Raw genomic sequence first — 21,294 nt, forward strand, 5'->3', positions numbered from 1 at the left:
TGCCTGCGATCTCCACGCGCAAGCCGCCCCGCATGGACACTTGTGCCCTTCATGGCCCGTACACATAGGCGTCTACAGAAAAATAGTGTATGCAAGGCGGATAATTCATTCCCGGGAGGTCCAGATGTTCAACCCGACAGCAACGCTGGCGTCCTCCTTCGGCGACCACCTATCGGAGACATTCCTGCAGTATTTTTCCGGACGAGAACCGGAATATGCTGCCTTCATAAACGGATGCGCCAAGATGGTGCTGGAGCGGCTGGCCAATTCAGACGCGCTTTATCACAACGCCGAACACACGATCATGGTAACGCTTGTGGGTCAGCAGATCATACGCGGGCGTCTGGTTACCGAAGCCCTGCAACCCTGCGACTGGCTGCACTACATCGTCGCCCTGCTTCTGCACGATGTCGGATACATGCGCGATATCTGCAAGGGGGATGTCGGATCAAAGGTGGTCATTGATCCTTCAGGCAAGACCATCACCCCGCCTCGTGGGGCCTCCGACGCTTACCTCGCACCCTATCACGTGGACCGGGGCATGATGTACGCCCGCCAGCGGTTTGCCGACTCGGCCCTGATTGACGAAGAACGCATTGCAGCGGCCATCGATTACACCCGCTTCCCGGTGCCCGATGACGCGCATTACGGCTCCACCACAAGCGAACCGGCTCTGGTACGGGCGGCCGACCTGATCGGCCAAATGGCGGATCCGTTTTATCACCGCAAAATCGGCGCGCTTTACCTGGAGTTCGAGGAGACCGGCATGGCCAAGCAGCTTGGCTACAAAAGCGCGGTGGACCTGATGGAAAAGTTTCCCGATTTCTTCTGGGCGCAGGTGCAACCGCTGATCGGCCCGGCGCTGAACCATCTGGAACACACGATGGAAGGCAAGCAGTGGGTGGCGCAACTCTATAACCACATCTTTCAGGTACACCATCGGACCAGCCTTCTGGGTCCTTTCGACGGCCGGTAACCTACCAGGTCAGTCCCCCAGCTTGGCGTGCACCTCATCGAGGTCGATCTCGGAGACAGGCATCTTGTTGCCAGGGTTCTCGAAATCATACCGAAAGAGCTCGAAATCCCGTTTGTAGATCTCATAGACCAGATGCATCGACAGATCGTCGAAATACGCCTCAACCGGATGTGCCCGCTTGGGCCCATGCCCTTCGCTTTCGTTAAAGCGCGGCACCTCATCCAGCTTAATCTGATACGGTGTCTCAATCGCATTCAGAACCTCCTGCATGCCTTCGTTGAAACTCTCCGTCCAGACGATCTTGTCGTATGTGCCGCCGTTTACGATAAAGGTGCTGACATGGCCTGACATCGCCGACCAATGAATGTCCGGATCCATGGGTTTACGAAATTTGATGGTGTCGCGCGCGAAGAGAAGAAACCGGCGGAACGACGCGATCTGGTCAAATTCCTCCTGACCGTCATCGCCCCCCACATCGATACCGTATTTCTGCACCAACACCGGCACCAGATTGCCGCGATACCGTTTGCCATTGCGCTGAATACCGCAGATCTTGTCGAAGAACGAGCTCAGAACGCGCGTGTAGGGGTTCCGGACACAGGTGAAAGCATAGGATTTATGCTGCTGCACATTTTCGGTGATCGGCGTCTGACTATCGTCCAGCGCCCATTTGTGCAGCCCCTCTTTCGCATCATGGATGTCCCCGTCGAAAAATACGCCGTGATCTGAATAGTACATGATCTGACCGATGGTCGAACAGGCGCATTTGGGCACCACGCGGTACACCATGCTTTCACTGGTGGTCATCCAGGTTCCTGGGAAACCCATACTGTTTAACTCCTGCCCGGTCCGCCCGTTTTGAGGCTTTTGACGATGTTAGGTTAGAAAAAAGCAAATAATTTCGGTTTATTCAATGAGCCTTCATGCTTATCAACATATAGAGTGGCAACAATAAGAGCAGATCAAATCAAACGTGGCAAAGATCGCCTTTATCCTTTTATGCCATAAAGACCCCGATGCCATCATCCGGCAGGCGGAGAAATTAACTGCGGCTGGCGACTACATGGCCATCCACTTCGATGCCCGCGCCAATCCAGAACATTACCAAAAAATCCGCAAAGCATTGAACGGAAATGCGAACGTGACCTTTGCCCGCAAACGCGTGAAATGCGGTTGGGGGGAGTGGTCACTGGTACAGGCCACATTGAACGCTGTTCAAGCCGCGGTGGATGCCTACCCGCGCGCGACGCATTTCTACATGCTGTCGGGCGATTGCATGGCGATCAAGACAGCTGAATACACCCACCAATTTCTGGATGAAAACGACGCGGATTTCATCGAGAGCTTCGATTACTTCGAAAGCGACTGGATCAAGACCGGCATGAAGGAGGAACGGCTGATATACCGTCACTTCTTCAACGAACGCAAACACAAGCATCTGTTCTATGCGTCGATGGACCTGCAGCGGCGCCTGAAGCTCGATCGCAAACTGCCCGATGACATTCAGATCAGGATCGGCAGCCAGTGGTGGTGCCTGCGTCGTGAGACGGTTGAGAAGATGCTCGAGTTTCTGAAAGAGCGCCGTGACGTGATGCGTTTTTTTGCAACCACATGGATTCCGGACGAGACCTTTTTCCAGACCATCGTGCCCCATCTGGTGCCGGAAACGGAAATCCGCAGCCGCACCCTGACCTTCCTGATGTTCACCGATTACGGGATGCCGGTGACCTTCTACAACGATCACTACGACATGCTGATCAGTCAGGATTACCTCTTTGCCCGCAAGATCAGCCCCGAGGCCAGCGACCTGAAACGCCGCCTCGGCCTGCTCTATGCCGCCTCGGGCGTGGATTTCCAGATTTCCGGCGAGGGACCAAGCCTCTTTAAGTTCCTCACCGGGCGCGGACGTATCGGACGCCGCTTTGCCTCGCGGTTCTGGGAAACGGAATCGACGCTGGGCCGCGAGCGGGAATTGCTCGTCGTGGTCTGCAAGAAATGGCATGTGGCCAAGCGGGTGCTGGAACGCATCCGGCAAACCACCAATGTGCCCGCGGTCGAATACCTCTTCAACGAAGAGGACACGCCCCTGCCAGATCTTGGCGGCATCCAGACCAGCCTTGAAAAACGTACCCGCCACCGCCGGGCGCTGATGCGGATGCTCTTTGACTACTATGAAACCGACCGCATGATCGTCTGCATGGACCCGGGCAACATCGAGCTGCTGCAGGACTTCGCCGCAGACAGATCCGTTACCCGCCTGTTGGAGATCGAATGCGGCTTTACGGATGAATACCTGATTGGCCACGCCATGCGCGTGGGGCTTGCGGGGGAGCAGACCTCGACCGAGACGCTGGAGCGGCTGCTGCCCACCATCCGCAACGACATGATCTTTGAAAGCGACCGCATCAGGGACGCCGAATTCAAGAATTACAACCGCGTCCGTGAAACCGGTGATCTGGATGACAATGCGCAGGCGCTGGCGCAGTTCCTGTCGATCTCACAGGATTCCGCGCGCGAAATCGCCAGCAGCCCGCATCTCTTTGCCGATTGAGGACCCCACATGAGCTACGCCTACGACGATCAGAACATCTTTGCAAAAATCCTGCGCGGCGAGATTCCGAACACCACCGTGCTGGAGACCGAACACAGCCTCGCCTTTCGCGATCTCTATCCGCAGGCCCCAACCCATGTACTGGTGATCCCGAAAGGGCCTTACGTGAGTTACGACCATTTCGCGTCAGAGGCATCGGAGGCGGAAATCGTCGATTACACCCGCGCCATTGCAGAAGTGTGCCGGATGGAAGGTGTCGCCCTGACGGCAGGCGACGGGTTTCGCATGATCTCCAACGCCGGGTCAGACGGTGTGCAGGACGTGCCGCATCTGCATGTGCATATTCTGGGCGGGCGCCCTTTGGGCCGGATGCTGGCGAAGGCCTAAGCGTCAGTACCCACGCCGTTTTGCTGCCCACCAGCGCCGCAAACGGCTGCGCTTCTCTGCAAAACTATCCTCGGTGGCTTCCCAGCTATCCTGCATCTCTTCCAGCTTGGGGTCGATCCGCTTTTCGCGAAAACGCCGCCAGCGCACCCAGATACCGTAGAAGATCGCCGCCAGGAAAAGCAGGATCAGCGCATTCAGCCAGGGCAAGGGTTTGTTGGCCTCCGGCCCCTCCACCGGCCAGACCGAGATCGCATTGGGGAAGATCGAAAAGAACTCGTTGCGCCAGCCATAGTGACGGATTGCCACATATTGCGGGGCCGCAGACGTTGATTTCGCGTCCGCCGCTTCCGCCTGCAGGTTCGACGTGTCGAATTTGAAATAGGGCGGCCAGCCCCAGCCGGTGTCTTCGTTTCGGTAGACCATCACCTTGCCGTCGGCCCGGCGCGTCTGGATAAAGAACACATCCCGGCTGATCGCATTGGGGTCAGACCCCGCATCGGCCTGCGCCCAAAACAGCCGGTTTTCACCGGGGTCGATCCGCTTTTCGTAGGTATCCGTCACCCGCGCGATATCGACCTGTGGCAGCGTGTAGTGAAAGAAAGACGCGACCAGCAGCCAGAAGGCGATGATGAAACCCCATTTGACGTAAAACATGGACCAGCCCCTCAGGCGAAATTTGTGAAATAGATGAGCAGCGCGATGGCAATCGACGGGATGACATAGACGCCCAGGATGAGCTTGCGGCGCAGCGACCCATCGTAATCCTGCAACCCCGCGCGCACGAAACTCTCGCGGTCGCCGGGGCCTCTGGCTTCATCCCATTCCGCTTCCAGCTTACCGCGCCGGACGGACCGCGAGTAGAAGGACAGACAGACGTAGATGATTGTCAGGACGATGAACCCGATAAACAGCATCCGTGCCAGTGCGGCCATTCCGATCTCCTTTGTGCGGCTTACCCGCAATATAGGGGATGTAAACTCTATTTACATCCCATGCGCCCTTGCTTTGATTGCTGCATCGCAAATGTCCTTGCCATTGGGAAGCCTATTTTGATGCGGCGGCGTCGAGCATCGTGCGGGTCAGACCCCGCAGGGTCCTCTGCAGCGCTTCAATCTCCGCCTGTGGCATGCCGGTGGCTTCCAGAATGCAGCCCGGCACATGGGCGGCCTGCGCCTCCAGCGCCTGCCCCCGGTCCGTCAGGGCCACCACCACGCGGCGCTCGTCGTCGGGATCGCGGGTGCGCGTGACCAGCCCGGCCTCTTGCAACCGCTTGATCAGAGGTGTCAGCGTGTTGCTTTCCAGGCTCACCCGCCGCCCGATCTCGCCCACGCTCAATGGGGCGTCGGACCACAGGTTCAGCATCACCAGGTACTGCGGATAGGTCAGGCCCAAGGGTGCCAGCAGCGGCTTGTAGACCCGCGTAAAGGCCTGCGACGCCGCGTAGAGGTCAAAGCAGATCATCGGGGCCATCGGGTCCGCGGTGGTCGGGGGTGTCAGATCGTTCGCCATACCATTAATTTAGGTCGCGGGCGATTTAATCGCAAGGTTGACAAGATCGATTCCATTATTTATATCGCGTACGATAATAACGCACCCGATATAAAAGGAGATACCTATGCCCACCAAAGTTCTCTACAGCACAAGCGCCACAGCCACGGGCGGCGGCCGCGAAGGCACGTCCCGCGTCGATGATGGCAGTTTCACCGCGCAACTGGTCACCCCCAAGGAGCTTGGCGGCGCAGGCGGGGACGGTGTGAACCCCGAACAGCTCTTTGCCACCGGCTACGCGGCCTGCTTCCTCGGCGCGCTGCGCTTTTACGCGGGCCAGAACAAGATCGACGTGCCGGATGACGCGTCGGTGAATGTCACCGTCGGCATCGGCCCGCGCGAAGACCTCGGCTTTGGCCTCGACGTTAAAATCAAGGTATCCCTGCCGGGCGTCGATGCAGCCGTGGCAGACGACCTGATCGCGGGTGGCCACAAAGTCTGTCCCTACAGCCACGCGACCAAAGGCAGCCTGAGCATCACGCCGGAACGTGCCTGATAGCACCGCCGCGGCCCTGCCAAAAGCCGCGGCGCACCGGTCTAGCCGACGATGTTGAAGTCCGGGCCGTAGGGGTAGCCGGTGATGTTCTCATTACCATCCTCGGTGATCACCAGGATATCATGCTCGCGATATCCGCCCGCACCCGGCTTGTCCGCAGCGATGGTCAGCATCGGCTCCATTGAGATCACCATGCCCGGTTCCAACACCGTGTCGATGTCCTCGCGCAGCTCAAGCCCGGCCTCGCGCCCGTAATAGTGGCTCAGCACGCCGAAGGAGTGTCCGTAACCAAAGGTGCGGTATTGCAGCAGATCGCGTTCGGCAAAGAAATCGTTGATCTTGTGGGTCACATCCGCACAGGACACGCCCGGCTTGAGAAGGCTCATTCCGTACTTATGGGCCGCCACATTCGCCTCCCATATCTTCAGACTGTCCGCATCGCATTCCTGTACGAACAACGTCCGCTCCAGCGCCGTGTAATAGCCTGAAATCATCGGAAAGGTGTTGAGCGACAGGATATCACCGCGCTCCAGCACCCGCCCGGTGACCGGGTTATGCGCCCCATCGGTGTTCAGCCCCGACTGAAACCAGACCCATGTGTCGCGGTACTCCGCGTCTGGAAAGCGCTTGGCGATCTCCAGCTCCATCGCATCCCGACCCACCATTGCCACGTCGATCTCGCGCACGCCCGGTTTGATCGCCTCGCGGATCGCATAACCGCCCACATCCGCCACCTGCGCCCCGTGCCGGATGAGCGCAATCTCAGCCTCGGATTTCTGCATCCGCTGCCGCATCGTGGTCTCGTAGAGATCCACCATCGTCAGCGGCTGCAGAAAGTCCTCCAGCTTGTCGCGCTGCATCAGGGTCAGGTGGTCGCCCTCATAGCCGATGATCGCGTTCTTGCCGGTCACACTGGCTACCGCGCGCCAGAAGTTATCGCGCTGCCAGTCGGTGTAGGTGATGTTGTCGCAGAAACTGCGCCGCCACGGCTGGCCCGCGTCGATGCCGGCGCTGATCGTGACCGCCTCCGTCTCCGTCACCACCATTCCGTAAGGCCGCCCGAAGGCGCAGTAGAGAAAGCCCGAGTAGTAGGCGATGTTGTGCATCGAGGTAAAGACGGCCGCAGAGGCACCTGCCGCCGCCATCCGCTCGCGCAGCTCCGCAAGCCGCGCTTCATATTCCGAAACCTCGAATGGCAGGGGAGATTTCTCGCCGTTGTGATAGCGATACATCTCGGGCCGGTCGGAAAGGGGTGAGGTGGTCATGTCAGACCCTCCTTATACAGAAAGGTCCCGGCGTTCAGGACAAATCGGGCCGCGCGCAGGACGACGCCATCGCCCCACAGCCGCACCAAGGCTTGGACGATTCTGCGCGCGCGATCAAGGCTCAGGTTGCGGTCAGGAACCGCACGATGTCGCTTTGCGCATCTTCCAGCGCGTCGATGACGTCAAAATGGTGTTTTTCCGGCACGACGGTGTTTTCGATATCCCAGGCCCGGGCCAGGGCTTCTGCCTGCTCAAGGAAGACCGGGCGCTCGTCTCCGCCGACCCAGATCCTCACCTGCGCGCCCTTGGGCGGATCCTGCTGCGTCGGGCTTTCCGACCGCGCGGCGGTCTCGTTCATCTGGAAAAGGTCGTTCATCGATGTCTGCAACAACGGCAACAAATCCGCCACGGGGGAGATCGGGGCCACGCGCATGACGCGTGCGCGGACATCGTCGGGCAGCACACCGGGCGCCAGCATTCGCGCCACCAGATGCCCCCCCGCGGAATGCCCGGTAAGGACAAGTGGCCCCTCCGTCCGCGCGGCAATCGTCTGAACCGCCTGCGCGATCTGGCGCGTGATCTGGGAAATCCGCACATCCGGGCAGAGATCATAGCTCGGCATAGCCACGGACCAACCTGCTGCCAGCGCTCCCGCCGCCAGATGTGACCAGCTGCTGCGGTCAAAGGCCTTCCAGTAGCCGCCATGCACGAAGATCACGGTGCCCTGCGTGTCTTTCGTTGTGTTAAAGAAATCAAACACCTGCCTGTCTGACGAACCGTAGGGGACACCAACCTCGGCACGCGTGGCAAGCCTTTCGCGAAACGCCGCGGCCGCAGCTTCCCACTTGGGTGGATAGGTCTCTGCCCCAGCAATATAGGCTGCATTGGCATAGGCGTCGTCGAGCGGCATCATCATGGTCATCCTCGTTTCGGAACTGGACAATCATAGTCAGAGTTGAAATGAGAACGGTAGCCATTTTCGTGGAGGACCCGAAATGAAAGATATTCTAAACACCGACCTCAAATCCCTTCTGAAAGACCCGAGCTTGCTGGAAACCCGCGCCTACGTCGGCGGGCAGTGGGTCGAGGGCGACAACGGCACCTTCGACGTGACCAATCCCGCCCGTGGTGACGTGATTGCCGAGGTGGCCGACCTGAGCCGTGCTCAGGTCGCGGGTGCCATTGCGCAGGCAGAAACGGCGCAGAAGGACTGGGCCAGCTGGACCGGTAAGGAACGCGCGACCGTGCTGCGCAAGTGGTACGATCTGATGATGGAAAACGCTGACGATCTGGCGACCATCCTGACCGCCGAGCAGGGCAAACCCCATGCCGAAGCCAAGGGCGAAATCGGCTATGGCGCCAGCTTTATCGAATTCATGGGCGAGCAGGCCAAACGGGTCTATGGCGAGACGATCCCCGGCCACCAGCGCGACAAGCGCATCACCGTGCTGAAACAACCCATCGGCGTGGCGGCCTCGATCACGCCCTGGAATTTCCCCAACGCGATGATCACGCGCAAGGCGGCCCCCGCGCTGGCGGTGGGATGCTCCTTTGTCGCGCGTCCGGCCAAGGAAACACCGCTCAGCGCGATCGTCATGGGTGTTCTGGCGGAACGTGCGGGCATCCCGGCGGGTGTGTTCAACGTTGTGACATCCTCCTCCTCTTCTGAGATCGGCAAGGAGTTCTGCGAGAACCCCGCTGTGCGCAAGCTGACCTTCACCGGCTCCACCGAAGTCGGCCGCATCCTGCTGAAACAAGCCGCGGATCAGGTGATGAAGTGCTCCATGGAGCTTGGCGGGAACGCTCCTTTCATCGTCTTTGACGACGCCGATCTGGATGCCGCGGTCGAAGGGGCCATGCTGTGCAAATTCCGCAACAACGGGCAGACCTGCGTCTGCGCCAACCGCATCTATGTGCAGGCCGGGGTCTACGATGCCTTTGCAGCCAAGCTGAAAGTGGCGGTGGAAAACCTCAACGTCGGGGACGGGCTCGACGAGGGCGTGACTACGGGTCCGCTGATCAACGAAGAAGCGGTCGAGAAGGTGCAGGAGCACATGCAGGACGTGGTCGACAATGGCGGCGCGGTGCTGACCGGCGGCAAACCACACGAGAAGGGTGGCACGTTCTTCGAACCAACCATCGTGACCGGTGTGACGCAGGATATGAAAGTCGCGACCGAGGAAACCTTTGGCCCGCTTGCTCCGCTCTTCAAATTCGAAGACGAGGACGAGGTGATCGCCATGGCCAATGACACGATTTTTGGCCTCGCAAGCTATTTCTACGCCAAGGATCTCAGCCGCGTTTACAAGGTGGCCGAGGCGCTGGAATATGGGATTGTGGGAGTGAACACCGGCATCATCTCTACCGAAGTCGGGCCCTTCGGCGGCGTGAAGCAATCGGGTCTGGGCCGCGAAGGATCGCATCACGGGATCGAGGATTACCTCGAAATGAAATACATCTGCATGTCAGTCTGACAATCGGATCAACTGATATGAAAAGGGCCGCCGCGTGCGGCCCTTTTTCGTAGGTTCACGTCCTGGGATCAATGTGCCGTTTGCCATCTGCGAAAACCTGGCGCCACGCCAGAATACGGAAGGATTTGCGCAGTCCAGTTGGCCAGAACGGGTCCGCATGCACCAAGGCTTTTGCCGCAGCCTCATCCGGCACATCCACGACCCAGAGACCACCCTGCCCGGCGCCTGCGGTATCTGAAAGCGGCCCGGCAGATTTAATTGCATCGGAGTGCGCCTCGAGAAAGTCCAGGTGCGCGGGCATATAAGTCTTTCGAATATCCGGGTCTGCCTGCGAGGCGTCTTCGAACAGGATGATGAATGTCATGCGGTCCTCCAGCGTGTTTAAGCCAAAGCTACCACCACACATACGCCGATTGATTCAGTGTATGTGACCATCTAGCCTGCAAAAATGCAGAGCTTTAACTGGAATGATTTGAAATATCTGATTGCCTTGCACCGCGCCGAAACTCTACTGGCAGCGGCGCAGCATCTGGGAACCAGCGATACAACCGTCGCGCGTCGGATCGCGGATTTGCAGGACAAACTCGGGGTGACACTGTTCCTGCGCGACAGCGCCGGGCGATATGTTCTGACGGAGATTGGGCACGCCGTCCTGATCCATGCGGAGACCACCGAACGGGCCGCCATCGCGGTGGAAGACCTGCTGGGGCAGATCACAACCCGTCTCACCGGTGTGGTGCGGATCAGTTCGGTTCCGGTGATCATCAATCGGATTCTGGTGCCACAGGTTCACATATTGCAGGATCAGGAGCCTGGTCTGACGCTGGAACTGGTTCCGGAGGCGCGGTTGCTTGATCTGAACAAACGAGAGGCTGACCTCGCGCTCCGTTTTGCGCGACCAGCAGCCGGGGGGCTGCGCGTCAAGGCTCAGAAACTGGGCAGGGTGACGTTCGACCTCTTTGCCTCGTCGGCTCTGGCAGAAAGCGCGCTCCCGGAGACACCGTGGATCGACTACGAGGATGCGCACGCAAGTCTGCCCCAGGCGCGTTGGCTTGCCAGCGCCGCGCAGCGGGATCCTGCGGGGCCTGCACCGCTGAAAGTTGCCGATCTCGAAACCGCCTGGGAAGCTGCCGCGCAGGGGTTGGGAAAGACACTTCTACCCCGCGCCGTTGCGACGGCTGATACACGCCTGCAACGGGTCGATATTCGACACCAGACGACCACACCTGCGCGGGAGGTCTGGCTGCTGTCTCACGCGGATCAATCCGACCGGGCCTCAGTGCTGGCTGTCAAAAACTGGCTGAACGGACTGCCCTGGTCGTAGGTGAGGGTGCATAAACGAAAAAGGCCCGCGTCAGAAACGCGGGCCCAACAGCCAAACGGTGACGTGAAATCAGTTCACGGATTTCGCGTCGACCACGTCTTTCTCGATCTGCTTCGTCGAGGAGATCGAAATCTGCCGCGGTTTCAGCGCCTCGGGCACTTCGCGGACCAGATCAATGTTCAGCATTCCGTCGACATGGGCGGCACCGGTGACCTGGACGTGATCCGCCAGATGAAAGCGCCGCTCAAAGGCACGGGTTGCGATACCGCGGTGCAGGTAGCTGCGCGCCGCGTCTTCTTCGGCTTTCTTGGCTGAAACGATCAGGGCATTTTCACGAACTTCGACACTGAGGTCCGCATCCGAGAATCCGGCGACCGCAATCGAGATACGATAGGCGTCATCGTCCAGTTTTTCGATGTTGTAAGGGGGGTAGGAAGGCTGTGTGCCCTCGGTTGTCAGCACCCGGTCCATCAGATCGGCAATTTGATCAAAGCCAACGGTAGCCCGGTAAAGCGGTGCAAAATCAAAGGTACGCATAGTGTTATCCTCTTCTTTGAGCGATTACGCGCCAGCGGCTCCGGATGGACGTCCGCCGGCAATGGTTATGTGCCGGGGCCCTGCAGAGGCACCCCGGATACCGGTAATGTGGGGATGAGATTTGAGCGGTTCAAGACCCCCCGGGGCGGACAAATTTTGCGCCACCGGTCGATGTTGTTCGGCTGACGCCGCTGTTGATTGTGATCCTGCGCGCGCTGGCCAAAGGGTTTTGCGCATTGGCCCGCATCTGACGTTTGAGATCGGCCACGAGCCTAGGAAGCACCATACCAAAAGAGACCTTTTTGCCCTCAAAGCGGCCCACACTTGAGACGACGGAGACAATCTGCCCCCGACCGTTCTTGTGACTGAAGACGGGCGCGCCCGAGGAACCGAATGTCACATCGCAATCCATCAAAACCACCCCCTGGTAGTGATCGAACATGCGGCAAACCGCCTGTCTGGACGGCAACTCCGCGCGCCCCCGCCCGTAGGATACGACGCTGACCGGTCCCTTCGCGAACCGCTCGTCAAAGAGGACAAAGGGATCAAGCATATGGGTTGGGATCGGCGTTTTGAGTCGCAACAGGGCGACGTCGTGGCGAATGTTCTCCACGGTAGAGCCCTGGCCCGGCGTGTACCCGGGATGCGCCTCAATCTGGGCAATTTGACGCTCGGCAGCGGAAGTTCCATTGCGCAGACCAGCGCGGAACGTGAGGTCTTCTGCTTTCAGGGGCGTATTCGAGGTAGGCGAATAGACGCAATGCGCCGCCGTCAGCAAAAGGTCCGGGGCAATCAGCGTCGCCGTGCAAAACCCGACACTGTCGGCGTCAAGCCGCCCGACAGCCTGCCAGACCAGCGCCTCGTTTGCCCCGCCAAGACCAGTCAGTGACGTGTTGCGCTGTTGTGCCTCGACAGGGCCGGTCCCGCCCAGCAAAGCCATGAATGTCAAAGTCAGAACGAACCGCATCGGTCAGTTCACCGGTCGAATGAATTTTGCACCTGTGGAACTGCGCCCCTCACCAACGCCAACGCGGGCCGCAATCGGCGCGGACTCCTGATAAACGCCCTTCCCCGCCACCAGTTCGGACCGGAGAAAATCCAGCGGGGCGCCCAAAGCAGTTCCCAGTGAAACGTCTTCACCATTCATCTCTGCCTTGGCGGACACAACAGATACAATCTGCGCCTTGCCTTCGGCAAAGACAAAGATCGGGGCCCCTGACGATCCGAAATCAACCGAACAGGAGGTGACAAGAACACCCTGTTGGCGGGCCAGCACGGTGCAGACTTCCTGCAAGGACGGTGCTTCGGAGCGGTCGCGGGCATAGCTGACCACGCCGACCCGGTCCCCTTTGCGCGGGCGCGGTGCTGTCTCGAAAGGTTCAATCGTGGTGTTGCGAATGGGGCGAGCCAATTCCAAAAGCGCGATGTCATTGCGCACCCGTGCGGAAGAGACGTCTTCCGCGTAGGTGTAATCAGGGTGCACCACCGCGCGGCGCACCTGCCGGTAGGCCGATGCACGCCCACTGCGCCACCCCGCCAGGAATTCGACAGTCTCGTGATTGATCCGCACACCTGAGGCCTTGTCGTAAAGGCAGTGCGCAGCGGTCAGGACCAAGTCGGGGCTGATCAAGGCACCTGTGCAGAATCCCTTGCCGCCAATATCCAAACGGCCGACCGCTTCCCACGGACTCGCATCATTGCCGTCTTCCAACGCCTTCAAACGCGCATCCTGCGCGATAGCACCTGTTGTCGTAAGCGCCGCCAAAACAAACAAAACCAACCACTTTTTCACAGAAAATTCCTTCGTATCGATGCGAACAAAAATACGCATCACATACGGCAGAAATAGGGCACTAGCGGCCTGATTACGGGCAATTTGGTTAACGGTCCGTCGTCAATTCGTTAACGAAGCTTGGGGATTTCAGACCTTGGATTGAAATCTTCAATCATTGCGGGAGGTTGCGGCCCACCAGTCGCCCAATCCAGCAATTCCACTGTATGCACGATCGGCTTTTTGGTGCCTGATCCGATCTGCATCATGCAGCCGATGTTGCCTGCGGCGATGACATCGGGTTGCTTTGCTTCCAAGGTGCGTACCTTGCGATCTTTCAGCTTTTTGGAAATCTCGGGCTGCATCAGGTTATAGGTCCCCGCCGATCCACAGCATAGATGCGCATCAGACGGCTCCACAACGGTGAAGCCCGCGCGTTTCAGCAGATCCTTGGGGTAGGTCTTGATCTGCTGGCCATGCTGCAACGAACAAGCGGCATGATAGGCCACGACCATCTCCTTGTCGGCACCTTCCGGCACATCCAGCTGCATCAGCACCTCGGACACGTCCATGGCAATCTCCGACACGCGCTTGGCGTCGGCGGCCAGCGGTTCATTGCGGAACATATGCCCGTAATCCTTCACCGTCGTGCCGCAGCCCGAGGTGTTTATCACAATCGCGTCCAACCCTTCGCCATCCATCTCGCGCGCCCAGGCACGGATGTTTTTCGCAGCCGTCGCGTGGCTCTCCGTGGTCTTGCCCATGTGATGGGTCAGCGCGCCGCAGCACCCCGCCCCCTCGGCGACCACCACCTCGCAGCCCAGCCGGGTCAGGAGCCGGATCGTCGCGTCATTGATATCCGTGTTCAGCGCCCGCTGCGCACAGCCGGTCATCAGCGCCACCCGTTTGACTCGCGGCACCTCCGGCGCAAAGCTCTGTGGATCATCGTTGCGGCTGACCGCTGGAATTTTCTTCGGCGCCATTTCCAACATGGCGCGCAGCCGGGCATCCGGCATCAACCGCGCAAAGGGCCGCCCCAGCTTCGCACCGACCAGCGCCAGCCTGAATCGCATCGGGTAAGGCAAAATGCGCGCCAGTATCCACCGCAGCGCGCGGTCGCTGAACGGCCGCTTGTAGCGCTGTTCGATGTAATCGCGCGCGTGGTCCACCAGATGCATGTAATGCACACCCGACGGGCAGGTAGTCATGCAGGCCAGACAGCTCAGACAGCGATCAATGTGCTTGACCGTCTTGGCATCGGGATCGCGGTCATTCTCCAGCATGTCCTTGATCAGGTAGATCCGGCCCCTTGGACTGTCGAGCTCATCGCCCAGAACCTGATAAGTCGGACAGGTTGCCGTGCAGAATCCGCAGTGCACGCAGTTGCGCAGGATCTCGTTGCTGCGCTGAATGCCCGGGTCCTGGAGTTGTTTTTCCGTGAAAGTAGTCTGCATCAGGCAATCTCTCTTGCAACAGGGCCCATCAGACCGGGGTTCAGGATGCCGCGCGGGTCAAAACGGGCGCGCAATCCTGCGCTGATTTTCGCGACGCCCGGCGCTTCTGGATGAAAGGTTGGCACAACTGCCCGCGTCGCCTCGGATGCCCGGACCAAGGTTGCGTGACCGTCAAAGGCGCCCAAAGCCGCGCGCAAATCACCCCCGGCTGGCATGCGCACCCAGATCAGACCACCCGCCCAGTCAAAATACCAACCAACCGCCCCTGACCGCGCCATCAACGCAGGCGCGTCGGAGGGTTTACAGGACACCCGCCAGATGTCTTCCGGCACATCGGCCAGCAAAGTGGCGTCGCGCACGCTTTTCCAGATCCAATCCGACATGGTCGCATCCGCAACGTTCATGTCGACGTTGAAGCCCTTGAGCAAGTCTTTCAGCTGGTCCATGCGGTAGGCAACCGACGTCTCGAACCCTTCGATCCTCAGCGCTGTGACCGATCCGCCCTCCATGATCTTGGCGCAATGGGCCGCCCCCGTGATCTCATAGGGAGATCCCATAGCGGCCGACATCGCCCGCACGCCCGCCACATCATCCAGACCGCGCAACATCAACGTGCCCTGTGTCTCGGGGCTGGGCAGAACTTTGAGCGAAACCTCCGTGAGAACACCCAGCGTCCCAAAGGCGCCACACATCAGTTTCACCAGATCATATCCGGTCACATTCTTCATGACCCGCCCACCGTTTTTCACGGCCGTGCCCGTACCGTCCACAAACCGCACGCCCAAGGCATAATCGCGCGCCGATCCGCCCTGAATCCTGCGCGGACCGCTCACATTCGCCGAAATCACACCGCCCAGTGTCGGGTCGCCCTGCGTGCCCAACACGGCACGATGATCCATCGGTTCAAAGGCCAGACGCTGGTTTTCAGCGGCCAGCGCCGCCTCAATCTCAGAGATCGGCGTGCCTGCCTGCGCCACCATCGTCAGCGCACCGGGCTCATACAGCGTAATGCCCGACAGTCCGGCCACCGACAGAACATCACCCTGAGGCGACAGGCCACGCGTGCCCCCGCCCTGAATCGCCAAAGGCCCCTTGGCCGATTTTACAATGTCGGCCAGCGCCGCTTCCGTGTCAGGTCTCATATCTTCTCTTGGCTCTCAATATCCTGGGGGAGCGCCAAAGGCGCGGGGGCAAAGCCCCTATTCCGCCGCGACGTCCAGCGCACGCCGCGTCTCTGACACGGCAAGCGGAAAGACCTTTGCGGGGTTCAGCAACCACTGCGGGTCAAACACATCTTTCACGGCCATCTGCGCTTCGAGATCGGCGGGCGCATATTGATGCGTCATCAGGTCCCGCTTTTCGATCCCCACACCATGCTCACCGGTCAGACAGCCGCCGACCTCGACACAGAGCTTCAGCACTTCCGCGCCGAATTCCTCGCATATCTCCAGATCACCGGGCTTATTGGCGTCATAGCAGATCAGCGGGTGCATATTGCCGTCGCCCGCGTGGAAAACATTGCCAACCCGCAGACCGTATTGCTCCGACATCTCGCCAATGCGGCGCAGCACATAGGGCAATTCGCTGACCGGGATCGTGCCATCAAGACACATGTAGTCGCTGATCCGCCCAATCGCGGAAAACGCCGCCTTGCGACCCGCCCAGATCCGCGCACTTTCGTCGGCAGACGCGCTTTCCCGGAGAGCAACGGGGTTGTGGCGGCGGGCGATCTCCGTGATCAGCGCCAGCTGATCGTTGATCTCCGCCTCCGATCCCTCAACCTCGACAATCAACAGCGCCTCACACATGGGATAATCCGCCTTGGCGAAATCTTCGCAAACCTCGATCAGCATCTTGTCCATGAACTCAATGGCCACGGGCAAAACGCCTGCCTTGATAATATCCGCCACGCAGGCACCGGCGATTTCGGCACTGTCGAAGCCCATGAGAACAGGCCGTGCACCCTCGGGCTTCGGCAAAATGCGCAGGGTCGCCTCGGTCACGACACCCAATTGCCCTTCGGAGCCGCATATGAGTCCCAGAAGGTCGAGCCCTGCTGCATCCATATGGGCACCGCCCAGTTCAACGATTTCACCATCCATCATCACCATGGTGACACCCATGAGATTGTTCGTCGTCACACCGTACTTCAAGCAATGGGCGCCGCCGGAATTCATGGCGATGTTCCCGGCAATGGCGCAGGCCAACTGGCTGGAAGGATCAGGCGCGTAAAAGAAACCATTTTCCTCCACAGCCCCGGTCACGCTGAGGTTTGTGCGCCCGGTCTGCACCTTGATCGTGCGATTGTCATAGTCGGTGTCGAGCACATCATTCATCCGCGCCACACCCAGGATCACGCAGTCCGCTGTCGGCAAGGCCCCACCGGCCAACGACGTCCCCGAACCACGCGGCACCACGGGCACGCCCTCTTCATGACAAATGCGCAGGATTTCCGAGACCTCCTGCGTGCTTGCGGGCAGAACCGCCACCATCGGCGGACATCTGTAGGCCGTTAGCGCATCGCATTCATAGGCGCGCGTCTCTGCCGGGTCCTGAATAACCGCGTCCGATGGCAGAACCGCCTGCAAGCGCGCCACGACGCGATCCTTGCGTGCCAAGACAGCCGGGGCGGGAATCGGCATTTCCATGATCATTCCTCCATTTGGTAAAATAATATGACCAATTTCACCCATTGGCAAGTTTTATCGGACCTGCCATGCGTCTGGCATGACACTGATGGACCGATTTGCGCTGTTTCAGCCCCTGGATTTTGTAGCCCTTGGCATGATTTTCTTCTTTTGGGCCGCTATCGGCTGGCGCGTGGAACACCCCTCGGCCAAACATCTGTCGACCACGCGCATCATGGCGGGCTATCGGCAGGAATGGATGCGCCAGATGGTGACGCGCGACCCGCGCATCTTTGACTCGCAGGTTCTGGGCACCCTGCGACAGGGCACGACATTTTTTGCCTCCACGTCGGTCATTGCCATCGGCGGCACCCTTGCCGTGATCGGCAATGCGGAGCGTCTGGCGGGCGTTGCGGCTGACATCACCTTGATGGATCATCCCACAATTGTGTGGGAGCTGAAACTGATGGTCCTGACGCTTTTCCTCACCAATGCCTTCCTGAAATTTGTCTGGGCCAACCGGTTGTTCGGATATTGTGCCGTCCTGATGGCCGCTGTTCCGAATGACCCATCCCACCCCGATGCCTTCAAACGGGCAGAACAGGCTGCCCAGATCAACATCACTGGCGCGCGGAGCTTTACCCGCGGGCTGAGGTCGATGTATTTCGCGCTTGCCTCCGCCGCCTGGCTGGCCGGTCCGATCGCACTCATGCTTGCCTCGCTCTTCACCGTGACCGTGATCTGGCGCAGAGAATTTGCATCTCACTCTCGCAAAATTCTGCTGAACCCTTAGATTAGGCAGCGTAGATAGGGTATGATTTGGTTGATCTTAAAATGAAATATGCATTTCTGGCACTGCTTCTGGCCGCAACTCCGGCGTTGGCCGAACCACCGCAAATTGACAATGTGAAGGCCCGCAAAAGCGGCGATACCTGGCGTTTCGACGTGACGATCTCGCACCCCGACACCGGATGGGATCACTACGCCGACGCCTGGCGCATTCTGGACATGCAGGGCAATCAGCTTGCGATCCGTGAGCTGGCGCATCCACACGTGGAAGAACAGCCGTTTACCCGTTCCCTCTCCGGCGTGCGTATTCCGGAAGGGACAACACAGGTGCAGGTGCAGGCGCGTGACCTACCCGGCGGGTGGAACCCCAAAACCAAGGTGATCACTTTGCGTTAGCGCGCGAACCGCGCCGTGTCTCCGGTGCGCGGGCGCAATGTAGCAGCCCTTTTGGCGCGCAACGCATCTTCCATCAGCTGGCTCGCAGCTTCGATGTGTTCCTGCAAGATCATGCACGCTGCTACCCTATCCCGGGCAACGCACGCCGCGATCAATGAACGGTGCTCGTCATGAGAGCGCGCAGAGTATTCCAGTTCAACGGCCACGGTGTGAAAATACCGCTGGGACAAATCGTTCAGCGACGCAATATGCGACAGAAGTCTTGGACGTGCACAAGGTTCCAGCAAGGTCATATGAAACGCGCGGTTCAAGGCAGCGAACCTTGCGATATCTGATCGCTCTGCCTCTTCCTGTATTGCCTCGGCCTGCGCAATCTGACGGTTTGTAAGCTCGGGGATCGCGTGTCGCAGCGCAAGCGGCTCCGCAACCGCGCGCATTTCGTTGATCTCCACGAAGCTTTCCACATCCAGAGGCGCAACCACCGCGCTGCGATTGGCCGGGAGGAGGACAAGCCCCTCCCTTTCCAGGATTTTGAGGCTTTCCCTGATTGGCATTCTGCTGGTCTGGAAACGTTCCGCCAGTTCTTCCTGAAACAAAACGGTATCCGGCGGGAGTTTGCCCACAATGACCTCTGCACGCAAAGCCGCAGCGATTTCCTCTGCGGTTTGCCCGTCCCGGATGATCTTGCGTGTCATACTCCGTTCCCAATCGAAGTCACCAAACTTGACTATTTGTATACTATTATAAAATCTGTATCCAGATGATTCTAGAGGATACAGATGTCAAAGAGTGTAAAACGGGTGCAAAAGGCGCTTGGCGCATTGAAGCTGGACACCTCCATTCAACACATGCCGGGCTCGACCCGAACGGCAGAGGATGCCGCGACCGCGTGCAATTGCTCGGTCGAACAGATCGTCAAATCCATGATTTTCGAGGGTGCCGAGACAGGCAAGCTGAGGCTGCTTCTGGTGAGCGGGAAACACACCGTCGATCTGGCAAGAGCCGCCGACATTTTCGGGGAAACCTTGATCAGAGCCGACCCGAGACGTGTTCGTTCTGAGACAGGTTTTGCGATCGGCGGCGTGTCCCCCGTTGGGCATTTATCGGAAACAGACACCTGGATGGACGCGGCCCTCCTTGAGCATGACCGCATTTGGGCAGCCGCTGGCGCGCCAAATGCTGTTTTCAGCGTGGCCCCTCAGGAGTTGAAAGACGCAACAGCTTCAAAGATTTTTCAGATAGGCTGACACAGGTTGCGCCAAGTGGTGCAGGCTTCTCCTGGACTGCATTCGCCAGGCAGTTAAGGCGATCGCTAAAGATACTTCACTGTTGCCCAATGTCCGCGCCACCGGGGCTCGTCCACAGTGTCCATGACGTCTTCCAAAGGCAGAGATTGCGCGCGCGCCTTGCGCAACTGCCGCCAGTTCCGAATACGCGCAAGGAGGCTCCGATCATCCGGAAACTGGAAGAGTGTAATTGTTTCTTTTGCAGCGTCCAGACGTTCAAGCCGTGCTTCCAACGCCTTGAACGCAAGCGTTTCGACTGCCTCGTCGGCGAGGCCGGGTATCGGTATGTCCGCGTGATGCGGCTGAATGCGCTGGTGTTTCATGGCCGAGCTCCTGAAGGTTCAGCGTGAGATTGACACAAGCTCTTATGTATTGAAAATACAGACTCCAAATATGTAATATTGGAAAAATTAATATGCTGACCCATCGCCAGATCAGGTATTTTCTCGCCGTTGTCGATGCAGGGCAGGTTTCCGCTGCGGCCAGAGCGCTCAACGTATCGCAATCTGCCGTGACCCTTTCGATCAAGGATATGGAGGGGATGTTGGGCACAGCGCTGTTCGACCGCCTGCCAACCGGGCTGCGGCTGACCAGAGCTGGGCAGCAGTTCCGGCATCATGCCCGCGACATTGCTGTCTCCTTTGAGGCCGCGATGAAAAGTGTAGAGACCACCGATGATGCGATAACGGGCCGGGTGCGCCTTGGCATGAGCTGGACGCTTTCCAGCTACTTTTCCATCCCGGTGATCGAGCATTTTGCGCGCCAGCATCCCCGCATCGACGTCGAGCTCACCGAAGAACCCAGAGAGGTCCTCGAACAGGGCCTTGTTGAAAACAGGCTGGATCTGGCTCTGGTGTTGACCTCGAACCTTACGCCGGGTGCGGGTCTGAAAAGCCGGACCTTTCACAGGTCACCGCGACGGCTGTGGGTCAGCGTGGATCACCCCCTGACCCGCCAAAAGACAGTGACCCTGACAGATGTCGCCAAACATCCCTACGCCGTGCTGAGGTCCGATGATGCGGACAAACAGGGGCTTGCCTATTGGACCGACCTCACGGGCCATCCCGAAATCAAACTTGTCTCGACCTCGGTGGAAGCGGTGCGCAGTCTCGTGGCCACCGGGCGGGCCGTCACGATTCTGAGCGACGTGATCTATCGTCCCTGGACACTTGATGGTCGGCGCGTCGAGAGAATTGATCTCGCAGAGGCCATTCCCACCATGGATGTCGGCATCGCCTGGAGCGCGGCAGGCACTTTGTCTGCGGCGGCCAAGCTGCTACGCGCCGCGTTTAACACATCGATACATGGTAGCCATATCTGATACGTGGCATTGTACATACTCCCACTCTGACCAGGAAATTAAAGACCTGAGCTGCCAGTGACACAGATAACGCCGCCGGTGCCTCTCAGGCT

25 protein-coding genes are annotated in these 21,294 nt (G+C 59.1%); 10 read left to right on the forward strand and 15 right to left on the reverse strand.

Annotated features, from left to right (window positions below):
• Positions 1-124 precede the first annotated feature (124 nt).
• Positions 125-976, forward strand: a complete 852-nt coding sequence (locus Q1A07_RS07295; RefSeq protein ID WP_299779316.1) for a hypothetical protein — start codon at positions 125-127, stop codon at positions 974-976.
• A 9-nt stretch (positions 977-985) separates the two neighbouring features.
• Here Q1A07_RS07295 and Q1A07_RS07300 read toward each other — a convergent pair whose 3' ends face one another.
• Positions 986-1,804 (reverse strand): sulfotransferase family protein, encoded by an 819-nt coding sequence (locus tag Q1A07_RS07300; protein ID WP_299779318.1) that lies wholly within the window; start codon positions 1,802-1,804, stop codon positions 986-988.
• A 145-nt stretch (positions 1,805-1,949) separates the two neighbouring features.
• Between Q1A07_RS07300 and Q1A07_RS07305 the strand changes: the two genes are divergently transcribed.
• Together Q1A07_RS07305 and Q1A07_RS07310 are read left to right on the forward strand one after the other, a co-directional pair.
• Positions 1,950-3,527 carry a DUF5928 domain-containing protein gene (locus Q1A07_RS07305; RefSeq protein ID WP_299779320.1) on the forward strand — a complete coding sequence of 526 codons (1,578 nt, stop codon included), beginning with the start codon at positions 1,950-1,952 and terminating at the stop codon, positions 3,525-3,527.
• 9 nt (positions 3,528-3,536) lie between these two features.
• A complete protein-coding gene (locus Q1A07_RS07310) occupies positions 3,537-3,914 on the forward strand; it encodes a histidine triad nucleotide-binding protein (protein ID WP_299779322.1) in 378 nt (125 codons plus the stop codon).
• A gap of 3 nt (positions 3,915-3,917) precedes the next feature.
• Here Q1A07_RS07310 and Q1A07_RS07315 read toward each other — a convergent pair whose 3' ends face one another.
• The 3 genes from Q1A07_RS07315 to Q1A07_RS07325 form a co-directional block, all read right to left on the reverse strand.
• A complete protein-coding gene (locus Q1A07_RS07315) occupies positions 3,918-4,568 on the reverse strand; it encodes a DUF1523 family protein (RefSeq protein WP_299779324.1) in 651 nt (216 codons plus the stop codon).
• Positions 4,569-4,579: 11 nt separating this feature from the next.
• Positions 4,580-4,846 carry a hypothetical protein gene (locus Q1A07_RS07320; RefSeq protein ID WP_299779326.1) on the reverse strand — a complete coding sequence of 89 codons (267 nt, stop codon included), beginning with the start codon at positions 4,844-4,846 and terminating at the stop codon, positions 4,580-4,582.
• A 112-nt stretch (positions 4,847-4,958) separates the two neighbouring features.
• On the reverse strand, positions 4,959-5,423 hold the full coding sequence (locus Q1A07_RS07325; protein WP_299779328.1) for a MarR family transcriptional regulator: 465 nt from the start codon (positions 5,421-5,423) through the stop codon (positions 4,959-4,961).
• Positions 5,424-5,529: 106 nt separating this feature from the next.
• Here Q1A07_RS07325 and Q1A07_RS07330 point away from each other — a divergent pair, with 106 nt between their 5' ends.
• The gene (locus Q1A07_RS07330) at positions 5,530-5,958 is read left to right on the forward strand and encodes an organic hydroperoxide resistance protein (RefSeq protein WP_299779330.1); all 429 of its coding nucleotides are present in this window, start codon (positions 5,530-5,532) and stop codon (positions 5,956-5,958) included.
• A 41-nt stretch (positions 5,959-5,999) separates the two neighbouring features.
• Here Q1A07_RS07330 and Q1A07_RS07335 read toward each other — a convergent pair whose 3' ends face one another.
• Positions 6,000-7,223, reverse strand: coding sequence for a M24 family metallopeptidase (locus Q1A07_RS07335; protein WP_299779332.1), 1,224 nt, complete (start codon positions 7,221-7,223; stop codon positions 6,000-6,002).
• A 121-nt stretch (positions 7,224-7,344) separates the two neighbouring features.
• The gene (locus tag Q1A07_RS07340) at positions 7,345-8,133 is read right to left on the reverse strand and encodes an alpha/beta hydrolase (RefSeq protein WP_299781364.1); all 789 of its coding nucleotides are present in this window, start codon (positions 8,131-8,133) and stop codon (positions 7,345-7,347) included.
• 85 nt (positions 8,134-8,218) lie between these two features.
• Between Q1A07_RS07340 and Q1A07_RS07345 the strand changes: the two genes are divergently transcribed.
• On the forward strand, positions 8,219-9,697 hold the full coding sequence (locus Q1A07_RS07345) for an NAD-dependent succinate-semialdehyde dehydrogenase (protein ID WP_299779334.1): 1,479 nt from the start codon (positions 8,219-8,221) through the stop codon (positions 9,695-9,697).
• A gap of 55 nt (positions 9,698-9,752) precedes the next feature.
• Here Q1A07_RS07345 and Q1A07_RS07350 read toward each other — a convergent pair whose 3' ends face one another.
• Entirely contained in the window at positions 9,753-10,061 is a 309-nt protein-coding gene (locus Q1A07_RS07350; protein WP_299779336.1) for a YciI family protein, read from the reverse strand.
• A gap of 84 nt (positions 10,062-10,145) precedes the next feature.
• On the opposite strand from Q1A07_RS07350, the gene Q1A07_RS07355 reads away from it, so the two are divergent.
• Positions 10,146-11,021 (forward strand): LysR family transcriptional regulator, encoded by an 876-nt coding sequence (locus tag Q1A07_RS07355; protein WP_299779338.1) that lies wholly within the window; start codon positions 10,146-10,148, stop codon positions 11,019-11,021.
• A 69-nt stretch (positions 11,022-11,090) separates the two neighbouring features.
• On the opposite strand, the gene Q1A07_RS07360 is transcribed toward Q1A07_RS07355, so the two are convergent.
• The 6 genes from Q1A07_RS07360 to Q1A07_RS07385 form a co-directional block, all read right to left on the reverse strand.
• Positions 11,091-11,558 carry an Hsp20 family protein gene (locus Q1A07_RS07360; RefSeq protein ID WP_299779340.1) on the reverse strand — a complete coding sequence of 156 codons (468 nt, stop codon included), beginning with the start codon at positions 11,556-11,558 and terminating at the stop codon, positions 11,091-11,093.
• 130 nt (positions 11,559-11,688) lie between these two features.
• The gene (locus Q1A07_RS07365) at positions 11,689-12,498 is read right to left on the reverse strand and encodes a trypsin-like serine protease (RefSeq protein WP_299779341.1); all 810 of its coding nucleotides are present in this window, start codon (positions 12,496-12,498) and stop codon (positions 11,689-11,691) included.
• A 30-nt stretch (positions 12,499-12,528) separates the two neighbouring features.
• Positions 12,529-13,350, reverse strand: coding sequence for a trypsin-like serine protease (locus Q1A07_RS07370; RefSeq protein ID WP_299779344.1), 822 nt, complete (start codon positions 13,348-13,350; stop codon positions 12,529-12,531).
• Positions 13,351-13,460: 110 nt separating this feature from the next.
• A complete protein-coding gene (gene glcF, locus Q1A07_RS07375; RefSeq protein ID WP_299779346.1) occupies positions 13,461-14,783 on the reverse strand; it encodes a glycolate oxidase subunit GlcF in 1,323 nt (440 codons plus the stop codon).
• Positions 14,783-15,925, reverse strand: a complete 1,143-nt coding sequence (locus Q1A07_RS07380) for an FAD-binding protein (RefSeq protein WP_299779348.1) — start codon at positions 15,923-15,925, stop codon at positions 14,783-14,785. The genes glcF and Q1A07_RS07380 overlap by 1 nt, the downstream gene beginning before the upstream one ends.
• A gap of 57 nt (positions 15,926-15,982) precedes the next feature.
• Positions 15,983-17,431 carry an FAD-linked oxidase C-terminal domain-containing protein gene (locus tag Q1A07_RS07385; RefSeq protein WP_299779350.1) on the reverse strand — a complete coding sequence of 483 codons (1,449 nt, stop codon included), beginning with the start codon at positions 17,429-17,431 and terminating at the stop codon, positions 15,983-15,985.
• A gap of 79 nt (positions 17,432-17,510) precedes the next feature.
• Here Q1A07_RS07385 and Q1A07_RS07390 point away from each other — a divergent pair, with 79 nt between their 5' ends.
• Both Q1A07_RS07390 and Q1A07_RS07395 read left to right on the forward strand, forming a co-directional pair.
• Positions 17,511-18,203 carry a DUF599 domain-containing protein gene (locus tag Q1A07_RS07390; protein WP_299779352.1) on the forward strand — a complete coding sequence of 231 codons (693 nt, stop codon included), beginning with the start codon at positions 17,511-17,513 and terminating at the stop codon, positions 18,201-18,203.
• Between the two features lie 41 nt (positions 18,204-18,244).
• Positions 18,245-18,595: a hypothetical protein gene (locus Q1A07_RS07395; protein WP_299779354.1), complete on the forward strand. Its 351-nt coding sequence runs from the start codon at positions 18,245-18,247 to the stop codon at positions 18,593-18,595.
• Here Q1A07_RS07395 and Q1A07_RS07400 read toward each other — a convergent pair.
• Positions 18,592-19,290 carry a GntR family transcriptional regulator gene (locus Q1A07_RS07400; RefSeq protein WP_299779356.1) on the reverse strand — a complete coding sequence of 233 codons (699 nt, stop codon included), beginning with the start codon at positions 19,288-19,290 and terminating at the stop codon, positions 18,592-18,594. The two genes, Q1A07_RS07395 and Q1A07_RS07400, sit on opposite strands and share 4 nt — an antisense overlap.
• An 84-nt stretch (positions 19,291-19,374) precedes the next feature.
• On the opposite strand from Q1A07_RS07400, the gene Q1A07_RS07405 reads away from it, so the two are divergent.
• Positions 19,375-19,842, forward strand: a complete 468-nt coding sequence (locus Q1A07_RS07405) for a YbaK/EbsC family protein (protein WP_299779358.1) — start codon at positions 19,375-19,377, stop codon at positions 19,840-19,842.
• A gap of 65 nt (positions 19,843-19,907) precedes the next feature.
• Here the strand turns inward: Q1A07_RS07405 and Q1A07_RS07410 are convergent, their stop codons facing one another.
• Positions 19,908-20,204 (reverse strand): hypothetical protein, encoded by a 297-nt coding sequence (locus Q1A07_RS07410; protein WP_299779360.1) that lies wholly within the window; start codon positions 20,202-20,204, stop codon positions 19,908-19,910.
• Between the two features lie 92 nt (positions 20,205-20,296).
• Between Q1A07_RS07410 and Q1A07_RS07415 the strand changes: the two genes are divergently transcribed.
• Positions 20,297-21,202, forward strand: coding sequence for a LysR family transcriptional regulator (locus Q1A07_RS07415; protein ID WP_299779362.1), 906 nt, complete (start codon positions 20,297-20,299; stop codon positions 21,200-21,202).
• Positions 21,203-21,294: the final 92 nt, after the last annotated feature.

Source organism: uncultured Roseobacter sp. (genome assembly GCF_947492555.1).
In the GTDB taxonomy this organism is placed as follows: Bacteria; Pseudomonadota; Alphaproteobacteria; order Rhodobacterales; family Rhodobacteraceae; genus Roseobacter.

What these genes read in the sequence shown, in the direction of transcription:
- Q1A07_RS07295 (WP_299779316.1), top strand. Translation starts at nt 125, where the DNA reads ATGTTCAACCCGACAGCAACGCTGGCGTCCTCCTTCGGCGACCACCTA.
- Q1A07_RS07300 (WP_299779318.1), bottom strand. Translation starts at nt 1,804, where the DNA reads ATGGGTTTCCCAGGAACCTGGATGACCACCAGTGAAAGCATGGTGTAC.
- Q1A07_RS07310 (WP_299779322.1), top strand. Translation starts at nt 3,537, where the DNA reads ATGAGCTACGCCTACGACGATCAGAACATCTTTGCAAAAATCCTGCGC.
- Q1A07_RS07315 (WP_299779324.1), bottom strand. Translation starts at nt 4,568, where the DNA reads ATGTTTTACGTCAAATGGGGTTTCATCATCGCCTTCTGGCTGCTGGTC.
- Q1A07_RS07320 (WP_299779326.1), bottom strand. Translation starts at nt 4,846, where the DNA reads ATGGCCGCACTGGCACGGATGCTGTTTATCGGGTTCATCGTCCTGACA.
- Q1A07_RS07325 (WP_299779328.1), bottom strand. Translation starts at nt 5,423, where the DNA reads ATGGCGAACGATCTGACACCCCCGACCACCGCGGACCCGATGGCCCCG.
- Q1A07_RS07330 (WP_299779330.1), top strand. Translation starts at nt 5,530, where the DNA reads ATGCCCACCAAAGTTCTCTACAGCACAAGCGCCACAGCCACGGGCGGC.
- Q1A07_RS07335 (WP_299779332.1), bottom strand. Translation starts at nt 7,223, where the DNA reads ATGACCACCTCACCCCTTTCCGACCGGCCCGAGATGTATCGCTATCAC.
- Q1A07_RS07340 (WP_299781364.1), bottom strand. Translation starts at nt 8,133, where the DNA reads ATGCCGCTCGACGACGCCTATGCCAATGCAGCCTATATTGCTGGGGCA.
- Q1A07_RS07345 (WP_299779334.1), top strand. Translation starts at nt 8,219, where the DNA reads ATGAAAGATATTCTAAACACCGACCTCAAATCCCTTCTGAAAGACCCG.
- Q1A07_RS07350 (WP_299779336.1), bottom strand. Translation starts at nt 10,061, where the DNA reads ATGACATTCATCATCCTGTTCGAAGACGCCTCGCAGGCAGACCCGGAT.
- Q1A07_RS07355 (WP_299779338.1), top strand. Translation starts at nt 10,146, where the DNA reads ATGCAGAGCTTTAACTGGAATGATTTGAAATATCTGATTGCCTTGCAC.
- Q1A07_RS07360 (WP_299779340.1), bottom strand. Translation starts at nt 11,558, where the DNA reads ATGCGTACCTTTGATTTTGCACCGCTTTACCGGGCTACCGTTGGCTTT.
- Q1A07_RS07365 (WP_299779341.1), bottom strand. Translation starts at nt 12,498, where the DNA reads ATGGCTTTGCTGGGCGGGACCGGCCCTGTCGAGGCACAACAGCGCAAC.
- glcF (WP_299779346.1), bottom strand. Translation starts at nt 14,783, where the DNA reads ATGCAGACTACTTTCACGGAAAAACAACTCCAGGACCCGGGCATTCAG.
- Q1A07_RS07380 (WP_299779348.1), bottom strand. Translation starts at nt 15,925, where the DNA reads ATGAGACCTGACACGGAAGCGGCGCTGGCCGACATTGTAAAATCGGCC.
- Q1A07_RS07385 (WP_299779350.1), bottom strand. Translation starts at nt 17,431, where the DNA reads ATGGAAATGCCGATTCCCGCCCCGGCTGTCTTGGCACGCAAGGATCGC.
- Q1A07_RS07390 (WP_299779352.1), top strand. Translation starts at nt 17,511, where the DNA reads ATGACACTGATGGACCGATTTGCGCTGTTTCAGCCCCTGGATTTTGTA.
- Q1A07_RS07395 (WP_299779354.1), top strand. Translation starts at nt 18,245, where the DNA reads ATGAAATATGCATTTCTGGCACTGCTTCTGGCCGCAACTCCGGCGTTG.
- Q1A07_RS07400 (WP_299779356.1), bottom strand. Translation starts at nt 19,290, where the DNA reads ATGACACGCAAGATCATCCGGGACGGGCAAACCGCAGAGGAAATCGCT.
- Q1A07_RS07405 (WP_299779358.1), top strand. Translation starts at nt 19,375, where the DNA reads ATGTCAAAGAGTGTAAAACGGGTGCAAAAGGCGCTTGGCGCATTGAAG.
- Q1A07_RS07410 (WP_299779360.1), bottom strand. Translation starts at nt 20,204, where the DNA reads ATGAAACACCAGCGCATTCAGCCGCATCACGCGGACATACCGATACCC.
- Q1A07_RS07415 (WP_299779362.1), top strand. Translation starts at nt 20,297, where the DNA reads ATGCTGACCCATCGCCAGATCAGGTATTTTCTCGCCGTTGTCGATGCA.